Genomic DNA, 13,994 nt, shown 5'->3' with positions numbered 1-13,994 from the left:
CAGGCTCGCTCCCACAGGGAAATGCAATCCAATGTGGGAGCGAGCCTGCTCGCGAAAGGGCCATGAGCCGCAATGCAGGACTATAGTGAGCTTCAGTCTCAAGTCCTGCCGAGTGCATCATGACCACTGAAAAACCCGCAACACCTGAAGCGGCCCCCGTCGATCACCTGCGCTTCCACCGCCCCCACGCCCACCTCAACACCACCTTCGGCAACGACAAGTTTGCCCTGCGCGCCGAGGCATTTGCGCGGTTCTTCGGCACGCCGCTATTTCTCGGTGCGCAAACCGTGATCGTCGCGGTGTGGATCGGCCTCAATGTGTTCGGCGTGACGCAATTCGACGTTTACCCGTTCATCCTGCTCAACCTGGCGTTCAGCCTCCAGGCTGCCTACGCCGCGCCGCTGATTCTGCTCGCTCAAACCCGTCAGGCCGCGCGCGACAAGGCGCAGGCCGATGCCGACGCGCAACACCGCGAAGCCCTGGCACAGGCCAATACCGAGCGTCAGGCCCAAGCGGCGAAGAACACCGCGCAACTGCTTGAACTGCTGGAGCAGAACACCCGCCTCACCGAGATGACCAAAAACCTTACCGAACGCATCGCCAGCCTGACCAGTGAACTGCACGCTCACATGCGCCAGAACTCGCAGCACTGATCACGGCAAACGCAGCGCCCGCGCCAATTCATCGAACAGCGTCACCACCGAACGCAAGGCGCGGCAATCCGGGCGCGTCAGCAGCCACAGCGCGGTGTCGTAACCGTGCAGCGGCTCGCTCAACGCCTGCACACCCTCGGTGACCAGAAAGTCCGGTAATGCCGCCACGCCGAGACCGGCGCGAACCAGTTCGGTCACCGACAACATGCTGTTGCAGCGATACCCCGGAGTGACGCCGGGCAGGTGCTGGCGACGCCAGGCGACGGTCGGGTGATCGGGTAAAAAGTCATCCGGGGCGATCCAGGTCAGCGCTGTCAGATCCGTCGCATCGACGTTCTGCAGATAGCGGGCACTGGCGCAGACCCGGTAGGAAATCTTCGCCAGTTGCCGTCCGACCAGATGCTCCGGCGGTGTACGCGTCAGGCGCAGGGCGATGTCGGCATCGCGGCGGCTGAGGTTGGCGAAATCGTTGGAGGTGCTCAGCTCAAGGGTCAGCGCCGGATATTGGGGCATGAACTGCGCCAGCGCCGGCAGCAACAAGCCCTGCAACACCGAATCGGTGCAGGTCAGGCGCACCGTGCCGCTGACCACTTCGCCGCCCTGCTCCACACCAATGCGCGCGGCCTCCAATGCCTGTTCGGCGCGTTCGGCCTGCTCGGCCAGCGTCTGCGCGAGGGTTGTCGGCAGATAACCGGCGCGGCTTTTTTCGAACAGTTGCTGGCCCAGTGCAGCTTCGAGACGGCGCACGGCGCGGAACACCGTCGACACATCGACCTTCAATAGCTGTGAAGCCCGGGCCAGAGAGCCGCCACGTACCAAGGCAAGAATCAGGGCCAGATCAGGGTAGTCGAGCTGATAGTGCATGGCTGCATTGATCACTTGGGCAAACGCCAATATTGAGTGCGTGAACGCCAATCTATAGTGACTGCCATCAATCAACAAGCGCAGGGAACTCCCATGGAAAACAGCGCCATCCGTATCGCCCTGATTGGCGATTACGACCCGCAAGTCACCGCTCACCAAGCCATTCCTGTCGCCCTCGGTCTGGTTGCCGAACACCTCAACCGGGACGTGCAATTCCAATGGCTGCCCACCGAGCAGATTCACGCCGACACGCCACTCGGCGAGTTCGACGGTTTCTGGTGCGTACCCGCCAGTCCTTATAAAAGCGAAGACGGCGCACTGCGAGCAATCCGTTTTGCCCGCGAACAGCAGCGCCCTTTCCTCGGCACCTGCGGCGGTTTTCAGCATGCGGTGCTGGAATTTTCCCGCAACGTGTTGGGCTGGGTGGATGCGGAACATGGTGAAACATCGCCCGACTCAGAACGCGCCGTACTCACGCCGTTGACCTGTTCGCTGGTCGAAGCGGTGGACAGCATTCACCTGGTGCCCGGCTCGTTGATCGCCAAGGCGTACGAAACGTCGCAGATTAGTGAAGGCTACCGCTGCCGCTTCGGTGTGAATCCGCTGTTCGAACGGCAACTGTTGAACGATCGGCTACAAGCTGTGGGTCATGATTCGTCAGGGGATTTGCGTGCGATTGAACTCAAGGATCACCGGTTCTTTGTCGCGACGTTGTTTCAGCCGGAACGTGCCGCGCTCAAAGGGCAGATGCCGCCGCTGGTGCGCGCGTTTGTCGACGCTTGCGCGCAGGCGCGTTGATGACTTCCTGCTTTGCGGTGATTTTTACCTCGACCCGTACCGAGGGTGATAACGGCTATGCCGAAGCGGCTTTGCGCATGGAATCGTTGGTGCGCGAACAGCCCGGGTTTCTTGGCGTGGAGTCGGTTCGAGGGGCGGATGGCGTGGGGATTACGGTGTCGTACTGGCAGAGCGAAGCGGCGATTCTGGCGTGGCGGCAGAACCCGGAGCATCGGTTGATTCAACAGCGTGGGCGCTCGGAATGGTATTCGGCGTTTCATACGCGGGTGTGCCGGGTTGAGCGTGAGTATCGGTTCAGCCTGTGATGTGGGTGGTGAACTCACCGGCCTCATCGCTGGCAAGCCAGCTCCCACAGGTTATGCGCTGCTCTGAAGATCACAACGTACCTGTGGGAGCTGGCTTGCCAGCGATGGGGCCGGTACAGCCACTAAAAAACTTCAGCCGCGCACCAGACTGCGCACCGCGACAATCTCCGGCACTTCAACCTTGCTCATATACACCCGCAACGGTTCGGTGATGTTGATCCGCTCATCGATGTTCTGATCCAGCAGCAACTGAATCAACTCGCGTTTAAGGGTCATGGTCTGTGCTGTTGCCGGCACCCAGACGAATTCATTCACAGGAATAATGCCGTCATCCGCCACGTCCATGCCGAACGAATCCTCGCTGAAGCGCACGATGTACTGGCCGGTCTTGCGGTTGAGGCCGACAAAACCCTTGAGATCGTCGGCAGCCTGGCAGATGAGTTGGGAGGTGATGCGCATGGTAAACCTCACGAAAGATGATCGATGGTTTACACGCAGGGCAACGGAGCGGCGCGCCCTCTGCCGGGACGTCTGCCGAGGGCAAGCGTACTGCAAACCGCGCCACAAAAGTGCAGGAAAAATCGCTTTTAATACGTTTATGTCGGTCTTGCGATAGCACGCGATCGATTCAGTTGTTAAAAGGTACGTCTTTGAAAATGCCCTGCGAAAGGAACTCGAACATGCCCGCCACTTTCACCAAAAGCGCTCTGGTCCTGAGCCTGCTGCTCGGCCTCGGTCAGGCACACGCCGCCAGCCAAACCGACCCGAAGGCGATCGCTGCCGCCAATGGCATCCCGCACCCGGCGGTGATCGCTCACCGTGGCGCGTCCTTCGATGCTCCGGAATCCACCGCCGCGTCCTATAAACTGGCCCGCGACCTCGGCGCCGATTACCTGGAAATGGACCTGCAGCGCAGCAAGGACGGCGTGCTGTTCGCCCTGCACGACGACAACCTGCAACGCACCACCGACGTCGCCACCAAGTTTCCGGAGCGCAAGGATGCCTCGGCCACCGCGTTCACCATGGCCGAACTGAAAACCCTCGACGCTGGCAGCTGGTTCAACGCCAAGTACCCGGATCGCGCCCGCCCGTCCTACGCCGGGCTGAAAATTCTGACCCTCGATGAAATCATCGACATCGCCCAGGCCAATCCGCAACACAAGCCAGGCTTGTACATCGAGACCAAAGAGCCGCAGCTGTTTCCCGGGATCGAGAAAGACCTGAAAGAGAAACTTCAGGATCGTGGCTGGCTGAGCCCGGCCGGTTCGAAGCTGGCGAAAAGCGCACTGGGTGTTGGTCAGGGTAAAGGCAAGGTGATCCTGCAGACGTTCGAGAAAAACAGCCTCGCCCTGCTGGAAAAAGAAATGCCGCAAGTGCCGAAGATCCTCCTGCTGTGGGTCGGCGAAGGCAGCATCGAACCGAAATCGAAAGTGACGTTTGCCGAATCCGGCGAGAAAGACAAAAACGTTTTCTACGGCAAACAAGAACCCAAGTCCGAAGCCGAATTCAAGCAATGGGTGGACTACGCCAAGGCGCAAGGTGCAATCGGCACCGGCCCGTCGGCGAAGCTGACCAAGGGCGGCGACCAGAGCTATTCGGATCTGGTGCAACCGTGGATGAACCAATACACCCACGATCAGGGCATGCTGGTGCACGTCTACACCGTTGATGAGCCGGTGGACTTCGAGAAAGTCATGGCAGCCGGTGTCGACGGCATCTTCACCAACCGCGCCAGCGAACTGTTGAAGTTCTACAAACGCCCGGCGGCCGGCAGTGTTGATCAGGTGTTGAAGAACAACGGGTTCTGATCTGAAATCCGGGTATTCCCATCGCGAGCAGGTTCGCTCCTGCGAGTCCTGCGCGCGATGCGTTGTTTTAAGGGTGAGTTAAGTTGCAGTGGATAATCTGAACCCACTTCAACAGAACACGCACTTAAACAAGCAAGGAACGAACTCATGAAAACTTTGACTGCCCTGTTTACCGCTGCTGCCCTGACCCTCACCGCTGGCCTGGCCCAGGCTGATGTCCGCGTCGACCAGATCCCGCAACTGGTCAAGGAAGGCAAGATCAAGTCGCTGGAATCGATGAACGCCAAAGCGCTGAAACTGTACCCGGGTGCGACCATCACTGACACCGACCTGGATAACCACTTCAACGGTTATGAGTATGAAGTTGAATTGAAGACCGCTGACGGTAAAGAGTTCGATGTGGACTTTGATGCAACTACCGGCAACGTGCTGAGCAACAAGCAAGACACTTGATTGAACGCACCGCCAAGAGCCGCACGATTGAAAGATCGTGCGGCTTTTTTGCGTTCGGCTTTTTTGATTTGGTGTCAGTGAGATTTTCTCCCCCTCACCCCAGCCCTCTCCCCCAGGGGGCGAGGGGAAAGGGAGCAGATCGGGGGCTATTCAAGACCTGAGTTCGACTCGCAATCTTGATGCCGACAAGGAAACACCAAGGACCTGAGTGCGCCTCGAAATCTCAGGTCGGCGTAGCTCGAATAGTCCCCGCGGTCAGTCCCCTCTCCCTCCGGGAGAGGGCTAGGGTGAGGGAAAAGGCATCACACCGAGGTGCTGACCAGCGAACCGGAAGTGCTGCTGTCGGAATCTTGCAACGCCTGCAACAGCGAGGCCGTTGCAGTTGACAGGGAGGCCGAGGTGGCGGTGATCTGCGCCTGTGCGGCGGCTACTTCGACAGCCTTGGCATCCGAACTTTCCTGCTTCGCCTGCGCCGCTTGCAGCGCTTGCTGCTCCTCCTGCAATTGCTTCTGCAACTCGGCAATCTGCTTGCGCAGTTCTTTTACCGAATCCGACTCTTCACTGCTGCTGGAGCTGCTGTCACCCGCCGGAGCGGCCCCACCACCGGCGCCGACTTTACCGGTATCGGCAGTCGCGCCCGTGCTCGCGGTTGCTGAGGTAGATGTGTCGTCACCAACGTCACTGATCGACGTTTTGCTGGTGGGTGTGCTAACGGTCTGATTGATCGAAACAGACGTGATGCTGACCATGGAAGTACTCCAATAACGGTTATGGATAACCGGTCATCGACCACAGCCGCCTCAATTTGAGATCGACTGTGTACCGACTCGGTATCCGAACCGGTACACGGTCAATGCCGTCAGGCGCTCAGGCGAGCAGTGACTTCGTTCAGTTGCCCCGACAGAGCATGCAGGTTCTGGCTGGCGCTTTCGGTGCGCTGCACATTGTCGAGGTTGGTGCTGGCGATCGAGGTGATCTCGGTAAGGTTGCGCGAGATGTCCTCGGCCACTGAGGTCTGCTCTTCGGCAGCGGTGGCGATCTGACGGTTCATGTCGCGGATCGCCTCCACCGCGTGGGTGATGCGCTCCAGCATTGCGCCGGCCTGGGTCACCTGCTCGACGCTTTCATCACTGCGCGTCTGGCCGCTGTCGATGGCTTGCGCCGCGTCCACCGCGCCGGTCTGCACGCTCTGGATGATCTGGTTGATCTCGATGATCGACTCGGCAGTGCGTTGTGCGAGGTTGCGCACTTCATCGGCGACCACGGCAAAACCACGCCCGGCCTCACCGGCACGCGCCGCTTCGATTGCCGCGTTCAAGGCCAGCAGATTGGTCTGTTCGGCGATGCCGCGAATCACTTCCAGCACTTTGCCGATGCGGCCGCTGTCGGCTTCCAGACGACGGATCACCGTGGCGGTGTTGGCGATTTCGCCGCGCATCTGAGTGATCGAGTGAATGGTGCTCTGCATGACCTTTTCACCCTGCTGGGCGGACTGATCCGCATCGTCGGCGGCCCGTGCGGCGTCGGCGGCGTGACGCGCCACTTCCTGGGCGGTGGCGGACATTTCGTTCATGGCCGTAGCGACTTGATCGGTGCGGTTGAACTGCTCGTTGGTGCCGCCGGCCATGGTCGTGGCGATCGCGTTCAACTCACCGCTGGCGCTGTCCAGATCGCTGGCGCTGCGCTGCAAACGGGTGAAGGTTTCGGCGAGGAAATCGCGCAGGATGTTGGCGGCGGCGCCGAGATTGCCCAGTTCATCCTGGCGGTCGCTGACCACGCGCTCGGCGAGTTTGCCGCGGCTTAACTGCGTGACGTAATCGATCAGTTTGCGAATCGGTTCGACCAGGTTGCGGTTGACCAGCCACAGGCTCAGCAGGCCGATCAGCAGGCCCGATGCGAGCATCACCAACAGCCCCAGCCAGACGGTGCGATCGGCGTCGGCACTGATCAGCGCCGATTGTTCGGTGCCCTGTTTGCGCAGTTCGGCCACCAGTTCGCTCATCTGATCGCTGGCGGCACGGTCGACACCTTTGACCGCGCTGTCGCCCGCCGTCGGATCGCCACCGGCTGCTACGTAGGCATCGCGGCCCTTCTGGTAGGCAGCACCGAGCAAGCGATGTTCTTCACGCAGACGTTCGATACGGGTTTTCAGCGCCGGTTCGATGCCTTTCTGGCTGGCCAGTTCACCGAGGATGTTCTGCACATCGCGCTGACGGTCTTCGAACTGCCCCCAGTACTTGGCCAAATCCGCCGGTTGCTTGCCACGCAGCAGAACGTTTTTCCATTCCTGCACCTGCACCTTGAATTGCAGGTTGGCTTCATCGATCAATTGCGAAGTGTGCAAGGGACCGGCGATCAACTGGCTGTAACTCTGCACGCCGTTGGACAGGAAATGAAAACAGGCCAGGGCAATCAACAGCACCGCCAGCAGGCTGCCGCTCAGCAGGGCGAGAATTTGCGCTCTCAGGGATTTTTGCACCATCGAAAGATACTCAGGACAAGGATGAGGCACGCCCGGTAAGGCGTGAAATTTTGCCGGACATCCCTGTCGGCGAGCCTTGGCTCATGGCCAATGGCGCGCAACCTAACGCACCTGTGATCGGCGCACCAGAGCACTTCTTGAAGAAAATCAGACCGCCGGTAAGTCGCTGAATTGACGTCACTTTGCTGTCACATAAACGTCATGTGACATTGCGATGATGCGGCTCAGTGAACCTGCCATTTGCGCGACCGACGCACCCTCCTCGCAGCGAGCCTTCATGAACCACAGCCTCGATATCAGCCATCGCGATCCCGATCTGTTTGGCCTGCTCTATGGTTATCGCTTCCTGCCCGGTGAACGTGGCCGCGAAGTCGACTCGGCCACGGCATTGCGCTGTTTGCAGGACGACAGCGACAGCGGTGAGTTTCTTTGGCTGCACCTCAATCTGGCGCATGCGGCGTGCGAGCGCTGGATGAAAAGTCATCTGCAATTGCCCGAGGAGTTTTTCGAGGCATTGCATGAAGGCTCGCGGTCGACGCGCATCGAGCATGTCGACTCGGCGTTGCTGGCGGTGGTCAACGATGTGGTGTTCAACCTCAGCAGTATGGTCTCCTCGGACGTGTCGACGCTGTGGGTCTGTGTGCGCAGCAAACTGATCGTCAGTGCGCGTCTGCAACCGCTGCATTCGGTGGACAAACTGCGCTCGTCGGTGAAGGCTGGCGAACGCTTTCGTTCGCCCTCGGAATTGCTCGTGCATCTGCTCCGTGATCAAGGCGAAGTGCTGACGCAGATCGTGCGCAAGACCAGCATGAGCGTCGACCAGGTCGAGGACGAATTGCTTTCCTCGCGGCTGTCGACCAATCGCGCCGAACTCGGTGCCAATCGCCGGGTGCTAGTGCGCCTGCAACGGCTGCTGGCGCTGGAGCCGGGTTCACTGCTGCGTCTGCTCAACCGGCCACCGCCCTGGTTGCAGAAGGAGGACGTCAAGGAACTGCGCAAATCCACCGAGGAGTTTGCGCTGATCATCAACGACCTCACCGCCCTCGGTGAGCGGATCAAACTGTTGCAGGAAGAGATCGCCGCCAACCTCAACGAGCAGAGCAACCGCACGCTGTTCACCCTGACCGTGGTCACGGTGCTGGCGCTGCCGATCAACATCATTGCCGGTTTTTTCGGGATGAATGTGGGCGGGGTGCCGTTGTCGCAGGATCCGGAGGGGTTCTGGATTCTGGTTGCGCTGGTGGCGACGTTTACCGTGATTGCCGGGCGTTGGGCGTTTCGCAAGCGCGGGGATTACTAAGAGCAAAGATCGCAGCCTTCGGCAGCTCCTACCTTGGAATAAGTTCCCCCTGTAGGAGCTGCCGAAGGCTGCGATCTTTTGATTTTGCCTCCAGATCAATGGTCAGGTTAATCAGCCAAACACTGACATGGCGCAGTCTCTCTGTAACATTCTGCAACGATCATGGGCGACATTCCTTCCCTCGCTCAGGATTGTCCTGCCATGGCTACTCCCTCCCTGACCGCCAGCCCTGCGTCCGCCGCCAGCGGCAGGCCGGCTCTTGATAAAAAAACCGGCCCGTTCACCTACGTGATCTTTTTCGCGGTGCTGGCCATGGGGATGCTGTTCACCGCCTACAGCCTGATGCACGACATGCACGAACTCGGCACGGTGGTCACCACATGGACGCCGTTCCTGCTGCTCGGTGTGGCGCTGCTGATTGCCCTGGGTTTTGAGTTCGTCAACGGTTTCCACGACACCGCCAACGCCGTCGCGACGGTGATCTACACCCACTCGCTGCCGCCGAATGTGGCGGTGGTCTGGTCGGGTTTCTTCAACTTCCTCGGCGTGTTGCTTTCGAGCGGCGCGGTGGCGTTCGGCATCATCGCGCTGCTGCCGGTGGAGTTGATTCTGCAGGTTGGTTCGTCTGCCGGTTTCTCGATGATTTTCGCCCTGCTGATCGCGGCGATCCTGTGGAACCTCGGCACTTGGTGGCTGGGTTTGCCAGCGTCGTCTTCGCACACCTTGATCGGTTCGATCATCGGCGTCGGCGTGGCCAATGCCTTGATGCACGGCCGTGACGGCACCAGCGGTGTCGATTGGGCGCAGGCGACCAAGATCGGTTACGCCTTGCTGCTGTCGCCGCTGGTGGGTTTCGGTTGTGCGGCGCTGTTGCTGCTGGCGCTGCGTGCATTCGTGAAGAATCGTTCGCTGTATAAAGCGCCGAAAGGCAACACACCGCCGCCGTGGTGGATTCGCGGTTTGCTGATTCTGACCTGCACCGGCGTGTCCTTCGCCCACGGCTCCAATGACGGCCAGAAAGGCATGGGCCTGATCATGCTGATTCTGGTCGGCACGCTGCCGATGGCCTACGCCTTGAACCGCACCATGCCGGAAGAACAATCGCTGCAGTTCGCCGCCGTGGCGCAAGTCACCCAGCAGGCGTTGGTGAAAAGCGCCCCGCTGCCGACGCCGGCCGACGCGCGTGCGGTGCTCTCCGATTACGTGCGCAGCAAGGACGCCACGCCGCAGCTGATCCCCGCGCTCGCCGCCCTCACCGGGCACATCGGCGAAGAGGTAAAAGGCTACGGTTCGCTGGCGAAAGTCCCGGCCGAAGCCATGGGCAACGTGCGTAACGACATGTACCTGGCCAGCGAAAGCATTCGCCTGATGGACAAGAACAAGGTCGGCAATTTCGACGCCGATACCAGCGGCAAGCTGCAACTGTTCAAGCAGCAGATCGACAACGCCACACGGTTTATCCCGCTGTGGGTGAAGATCGCCGTGGCCATCGCGCTGGGGCTGGGCACCATGGTCGGCTGGAAGCGGATTGTGGTGACGGTCGGCGAGAAGATCGGCAAGACCCACCTGACTTATGCCCAGGGTGCCTCGGCGGAAACCGTGGCGATGCTGACCATCGGCGCGGCAGACATGTTTGGTTTGCCGGTGTCGACGACGCACGTGTTGTCGTCCGGTGTGGCCGGGACGATGGTCGCCAACGGTGGCGGGTTGCAGATGAAGACCATCCGTAATTTGCTGATGGCGTGGGTGCTGACACTCCCCGCTGCCATTCTGCTGTCAGGCAGCCTCTACTGGCTGTTCACCCAAATCTTCTGACGCTCCACAAATCCCCTACATTTGGATGTGTGGTGTCAGTTAGAGCGCAGAGCGAATCAGATCGCCGAGCCAGTCCATAAACACCCGCACCCGCAGCGGCAAATGCCGCTGCCGCGCATAGAGCAATGAAATGCCCATCGCCGGCGCGGTGAATTGCGGCAGCACGGTGACCAGCTCGCCGTTTTCCAGATGCGGTTGCATACCGGTGCGCGGTACCTGGGTCAGACCGAACCCGCCCAGGCATGCCGACTCGTAAGCATCGGTACTGTTGACCGTGATACTGCCGGCCATCGGCAGGCGTTTAACCTGACCGCCCTCCTCGTACACAAACCCTTCCGAACGCGAACCGAGCACGCCGACGTAGTGCACCAGTCGATGCTGCGCCAGGTCCTCCAGTGTCTGCGGCACACCGTAGCGCTCGAGGTAGGCGGGGCTGGCGCAGTTGACCATGGGGAAGTCGCCGAGGTGCCGCGCCACCACCGACTGATCCGGCTGCGCGCCGATGCGCACCACGCAATCGAAGCCTTCGCTGAGCAAGTCGACGCGGCGATCGGTGCTGCTGATTTCCAGTTCGAGGTTCGGGTGACGCTCCATGAATTGCGGCAGGCGCGGCATGATCAGGCGCCGCGCAAGAATGTTCGGCATGTCGACCCGGATGCGCCCGGTCAGCGAAGCCTCGTCCTGACGGAACAACCCTTCGATCTCGTCCATGTGCGAGAGCAGATCCTTGCTGCGTTCATACAACACCAGGCCGTCCTGCGTCGCCTGCACCTTGCGCGTGGTGCGTTGCAGCAGGCGTGTACCTAGCAGGGCTTCCAGCGCTTGCACATGTTCCGACACGGTCGAGCGCGGCAAGCCAAGGTTTTCGCCGGCGAGGGTAAAACTCGACAATTCGCTGACCCGGACGAAGGTGCGCAGCAATTCCAGTTTGTTCATGGGCCACTCGTTGATTGTTCGGCTGAGCCGATCAGTGATTCCGGATTCACTCTGTTTATCACCTCAGGGCGGATAAATAAACTGAGTCCCATCACCACTCACTGCAATCGAGGACGTCCCATGAACCGCAAAATCGCATTGATCACCGGCGCCAGTCGAGGCCTCGGTAAAAACGCCGCCCTGCACCTCGCTGCTCAGGGCATCGACATCATCGGTACCTACAACAGCCGCGCCGATGAAGCCCACGCATTGGTAACCGAACTGCAGGCACTCGGCGCGAAAGCCGTAATGCTGCAACTGGACGTCGGCCGCAGCGAAACCTTTGCCGATTTCGGTACACGTGTTGAACAGGCATTGCAGCAGACGTTCGACCGTCAGCGCTTTGATTTCCTGATCAACAATGCCGGGATCGGCGTGCATGCGCTGTTTGCCGAGACCACGCCGGAGCAGTTCGATCTGCTGATGAATATTCAGTTGAAAGGGCCGTTCTTCCTGACTCAACAATTGCTCGCGCTGATCAACGACGGCGGGCGGATTATCAATATTTCCAGCGGCCTGACCCGTTTCAGCCTGCCGGGCTACGGCGCCTATGCGGCGATGAAAGGGGCGATGGAAGTGTTGACCCGTTATCAGGCGAAAGAGCTGGGTGCACGGCAGATCGGTGTGAACATTCTCGCGCCGGGCGCCATCGAGACTGATTTCGGTGGTGGCGCCGTACGCGACAATTCGGCGGTGAATTCGATGGTCGCCAGCAACACCGCATTGGGCCGGGCCGGGCAGCCGGATGATATTGGCGGGGCATTGGCGTTGTTGCTGTCGCCGGGTGCGCAGTGGATCAATGGTCAGCGGGTCGAGGCATCCGGTGGCATGTTCCTCTAACCAACGCTGAAATACTTTCCCTGGTAGGAGCTGCCGAAGGCTGCGATCTTTTGATCTTGTCTTTAAAAACAAAATCAAAAGATCGCAGCCTTCGGCAGCTCCTACAGGGGGATCGAAGTTAGTTCTGGCAAGCGTTACGGGTCATGAAGCGCTCACGCACCACGTCGTAGCCCCAGTGATAAACGTAGGTGTACGGCAGGAAAAACAGCAGCACGCCGATGTCGAGCAAAAACGCCTGCCACAGGCTGACCGACAGCCACCAGGCAATCAACGGCACACCCATCACGATCAAACCACCTTCGAACAGCAGCGCGTGCACCACACGCACCCAAGCGCTGTGCGCAACGTTCAGGCGCGCCAGCATACGGTCGAAGAAACGGTTGAACACCACGTTCCAGGCCAGCGCCAGCAGTGCGATCAACACGGTCACCGCGCCCATTTCAAGCATCGGTTTTTGCATGATCCACGCCAGCAACGGGGTGCAGATCAGGATGGCCAGCAGTTCGAAACCAACGGCCTGGAAAATACGTTCAGTGATGGACTTATGAGCAGTCATGGCCTGACTCCTTGAGTGAAGATGGTTGCCATGGTCCATGCTCGCATCGATACTTCATAATCAATAACCATCGATCAAGGCGATAGTTGATGATCTCGCACGAAGTGCTGCTGGAGTTTGTCCAGGCGGCGACCCAAGGTTCGTTTTCGGCAGCGGCGCGCAAACTCGGGCGCAGTCAGTCGACCATCAGCGCGGCGGTGGCCAGCCTTGAGATCGATCTGGATCTGGTGTTGTTCGATCGCAGCAGCCGCAAACCGACCCTGACCCCGGCCGGGCATGTGATGCTGCAACGCGCCGAGGCGATTCTGGCGGCCAGCAGTCGCCTGGAAATGACCGCACGGCAGTTGTCCCAAGGCGTCGAGCCGAAGCTGACCGTGGCGATTTCCGACACTTATCAGTCGTACCGTTTTGAAGCGGCGTTGGTCGGGTTTGAGCAGCGTTATCCAGATCTGGAACTCGAATGCCTGATCGCCGAATGCGATGACCTGATCGAACTGGTGCAGCGCGGTCGTGCGCATCTGGCCTTCGCCGAAATGCAAGAGCACTACCCGCCGGATCTGGCGACGTCGACGGTGGCCGAGCGCACGGAAATCGCCTTGTTCGTCAATCGTGATCACGCGCTGGCCAAGCTTGATCATGTTGATCAGCACATCTTGGAACAGCACCGCGAATTGCGTCTGGCGACCATCGTCAATCCCTATGACAGTCGCGGCAAAGGTCGGGTGTGGTCGGCGCCGAGTTATCTGATGTTGCTGGAAATGGCCGAAAAAGGCTTTGGCTGGGCACCGTTGCCGCGTTGGCTGGCGCAGCGTTTTGGCAATGATTTACTGGTGGAATTGAACGTGCGCGGCTGGCCGAAACCGGTGTTTGTCGATGCCTTGTGGTCGCGGCTGTATCCGCCGGGGCCGGCGGGGAGCTGGTTGTTGAGCAAGATGCTGGAATAGCGGTTGAAGATCGAGCCACCCTCACCCCAGCCCTCTCCCGGAGGGAGAGGGGGCCGACCGAGGTGTCTTGCGTCAGACATCGACCTGAAAGACCGAGTCGATTATGGATTCATTGGATATGAGCTCAAAAGCCCCTCACTGTAGAGACCGGTACATCCTTTACAAATTAGACCGGGGACATCGTTTACACCTTTACAGGCT

Annotated in this window: 15 protein-coding genes; 9 read left to right on the top strand and 6 right to left on the bottom strand. The window is 59.8% G+C overall.

Annotated elements, in window-relative coordinates:
- Positions 1-119: 119 nt before the first annotated feature.
- Positions 120-653 carry a DUF1003 domain-containing protein gene (locus M9827_RS25825; RefSeq protein ID WP_250607983.1) on the top strand — a complete coding sequence of 178 codons (534 nt, stop codon included), beginning with the start codon at positions 120-122 and terminating at the stop codon, positions 651-653.
- On the opposite strand, the gene M9827_RS25820 is transcribed toward M9827_RS25825, so the two are convergent.
- Complete coding sequence (locus M9827_RS25820) at positions 654-1,595, bottom strand: LysR family transcriptional regulator (RefSeq protein WP_250607981.1); 942 nt, start codon at positions 1,593-1,595, stop codon at positions 654-656. It abuts the gene before it with no gap.
- A 15-nt stretch (positions 1,596-1,610) separates the two neighbouring features.
- Between M9827_RS25820 and M9827_RS25815 the strand changes: the two genes are divergently transcribed.
- On the top strand, positions 1,611-2,315 hold the full coding sequence (locus tag M9827_RS25815) for a CTP synthase C-terminal region-related (seleno)protein (RefSeq protein WP_250607979.1): 705 nt from the start codon (positions 1,611-1,613) through the stop codon (positions 2,313-2,315).
- A complete protein-coding gene (locus M9827_RS25810; RefSeq protein ID WP_250607977.1) occupies positions 2,315-2,620 on the top strand; it encodes an antibiotic biosynthesis monooxygenase family protein in 306 nt (101 codons plus the stop codon). The genes M9827_RS25815 and M9827_RS25810 overlap by 1 nt, the downstream gene beginning before the upstream one ends.
- Positions 2,621-2,752: 132 nt before the next feature.
- Here M9827_RS25810 and M9827_RS25805 read toward each other — a convergent pair whose 3' ends face one another.
- Positions 2,753-3,079, bottom strand: coding sequence for a DUF2025 family protein (locus M9827_RS25805; RefSeq protein ID WP_250607975.1), 327 nt, complete (start codon positions 3,077-3,079; stop codon positions 2,753-2,755).
- A 221-nt stretch (positions 3,080-3,300) separates the two neighbouring features.
- Here M9827_RS25805 and M9827_RS25800 point away from each other — a divergent pair, with 221 nt between their 5' ends.
- Both M9827_RS25800 and M9827_RS25795 read left to right on the top strand, forming a co-directional pair.
- On the top strand, positions 3,301-4,428 hold the full coding sequence (locus M9827_RS25800; RefSeq protein ID WP_250607974.1) for a glycerophosphodiester phosphodiesterase: 1,128 nt from the start codon (positions 3,301-3,303) through the stop codon (positions 4,426-4,428).
- Between the two features lie 147 nt (positions 4,429-4,575).
- The gene (locus M9827_RS25795; RefSeq protein ID WP_250607973.1) at positions 4,576-4,881 is read left to right on the top strand and encodes a PepSY domain-containing protein; all 306 of its coding nucleotides are present in this window, start codon (positions 4,576-4,578) and stop codon (positions 4,879-4,881) included.
- Between the two features lie 302 nt (positions 4,882-5,183).
- Here the strand turns inward: M9827_RS25795 and M9827_RS25790 are convergent, their stop codons facing one another.
- Both M9827_RS25790 and M9827_RS25785 read right to left on the bottom strand, forming a co-directional pair.
- Positions 5,184-5,630: a hypothetical protein gene (locus tag M9827_RS25790; RefSeq protein ID WP_250607972.1), complete on the bottom strand. Its 447-nt coding sequence runs from the start codon at positions 5,628-5,630 to the stop codon at positions 5,184-5,186.
- Positions 5,631-5,740: 110 nt separating this feature from the next.
- Positions 5,741-7,363, bottom strand: a complete 1,623-nt coding sequence (locus M9827_RS25785; RefSeq protein WP_250607971.1) for a methyl-accepting chemotaxis protein — start codon at positions 7,361-7,363, stop codon at positions 5,741-5,743.
- A 277-nt stretch (positions 7,364-7,640) separates the two neighbouring features.
- Between M9827_RS25785 and M9827_RS25780 the strand changes: the two genes are divergently transcribed.
- Together M9827_RS25780 and M9827_RS25775 are read left to right on the top strand one after the other, a co-directional pair.
- The gene (locus M9827_RS25780; RefSeq protein WP_007917764.1) at positions 7,641-8,663 is read left to right on the top strand and encodes a transporter; all 1,023 of its coding nucleotides are present in this window, start codon (positions 7,641-7,643) and stop codon (positions 8,661-8,663) included.
- A 201-nt stretch (positions 8,664-8,864) separates the two neighbouring features.
- On the top strand, positions 8,865-10,478 hold the full coding sequence (locus M9827_RS25775) for an inorganic phosphate transporter (protein ID WP_250607970.1): 1,614 nt from the start codon (positions 8,865-8,867) through the stop codon (positions 10,476-10,478).
- A gap of 39 nt (positions 10,479-10,517) precedes the next feature.
- On the opposite strand, the gene M9827_RS25770 is transcribed toward M9827_RS25775, so the two are convergent.
- The gene (locus tag M9827_RS25770; protein WP_250607969.1) at positions 10,518-11,414 is read right to left on the bottom strand and encodes a LysR family transcriptional regulator; all 897 of its coding nucleotides are present in this window, start codon (positions 11,412-11,414) and stop codon (positions 10,518-10,520) included.
- A gap of 120 nt (positions 11,415-11,534) precedes the next feature.
- Here M9827_RS25770 and M9827_RS25765 point away from each other — a divergent pair, with 120 nt between their 5' ends.
- Positions 11,535-12,293 (top strand): SDR family NAD(P)-dependent oxidoreductase, encoded by a 759-nt coding sequence (locus M9827_RS25765; protein ID WP_250607967.1) that lies wholly within the window; start codon positions 11,535-11,537, stop codon positions 12,291-12,293.
- A gap of 118 nt (positions 12,294-12,411) precedes the next feature.
- Here M9827_RS25765 and M9827_RS25760 read toward each other — a convergent pair whose 3' ends face one another.
- Entirely contained in the window at positions 12,412-12,849 is a 438-nt protein-coding gene (locus M9827_RS25760) for a multidrug/biocide efflux PACE transporter (RefSeq protein WP_250607966.1), read from the bottom strand.
- Positions 12,850-12,938: 89 nt separating this feature from the next.
- Here M9827_RS25760 and M9827_RS25755 point away from each other — a divergent pair, with 89 nt between their 5' ends.
- On the top strand, positions 12,939-13,793 hold the full coding sequence (locus tag M9827_RS25755; RefSeq protein WP_250607965.1) for a LysR family transcriptional regulator: 855 nt from the start codon (positions 12,939-12,941) through the stop codon (positions 13,791-13,793).
- Positions 13,794-13,994 lie beyond the last annotated feature (201 nt).

This window comes from Pseudomonas sp. AKS31, from assembly GCF_023634765.1.
In the GTDB taxonomy this organism is placed as follows: Bacteria; Pseudomonadota; Gammaproteobacteria; order Pseudomonadales; family Pseudomonadaceae; genus Aquipseudomonas.
This window is presented reverse-complemented; position numbering and strand designations above follow the sequence as displayed.

Coding starts and splice junctions, on each gene's coding strand:
- M9827_RS25825 (WP_250607983.1), top strand. CDS start 120: ATGACCACTGAAAAACCCGCAACACCTGAAGCGGCCCCCGTCGATCAC.
- M9827_RS25815 (WP_250607979.1), top strand. CDS start 1,611: ATGGAAAACAGCGCCATCCGTATCGCCCTGATTGGCGATTACGACCCG.
- M9827_RS25810 (WP_250607977.1), top strand. CDS start 2,315: ATGACTTCCTGCTTTGCGGTGATTTTTACCTCGACCCGTACCGAGGGT.
- M9827_RS25805 (WP_250607975.1), bottom strand. CDS start 3,079: ATGCGCATCACCTCCCAACTCATCTGCCAGGCTGCCGACGATCTCAAG.
- M9827_RS25800 (WP_250607974.1), top strand. CDS start 3,301: ATGCCCGCCACTTTCACCAAAAGCGCTCTGGTCCTGAGCCTGCTGCTC.
- M9827_RS25795 (WP_250607973.1), top strand. CDS start 4,576: ATGAAAACTTTGACTGCCCTGTTTACCGCTGCTGCCCTGACCCTCACC.
- M9827_RS25790 (WP_250607972.1), bottom strand. CDS start 5,630: ATGGTCAGCATCACGTCTGTTTCGATCAATCAGACCGTTAGCACACCC.
- M9827_RS25785 (WP_250607971.1), bottom strand. CDS start 7,363: ATGGTGCAAAAATCCCTGAGAGCGCAAATTCTCGCCCTGCTGAGCGGC.
- M9827_RS25780 (WP_007917764.1), top strand. CDS start 7,641: ATGAACCACAGCCTCGATATCAGCCATCGCGATCCCGATCTGTTTGGC.
- M9827_RS25775 (WP_250607970.1), top strand. CDS start 8,865: ATGGCTACTCCCTCCCTGACCGCCAGCCCTGCGTCCGCCGCCAGCGGC.
- M9827_RS25770 (WP_250607969.1), bottom strand. CDS start 11,414: ATGAACAAACTGGAATTGCTGCGCACCTTCGTCCGGGTCAGCGAATTG.
- M9827_RS25765 (WP_250607967.1), top strand. CDS start 11,535: ATGAACCGCAAAATCGCATTGATCACCGGCGCCAGTCGAGGCCTCGGT.
- M9827_RS25760 (WP_250607966.1), bottom strand. CDS start 12,849: ATGACTGCTCATAAGTCCATCACTGAACGTATTTTCCAGGCCGTTGGT.
- M9827_RS25755 (WP_250607965.1), top strand. CDS start 12,939: ATGATCTCGCACGAAGTGCTGCTGGAGTTTGTCCAGGCGGCGACCCAA.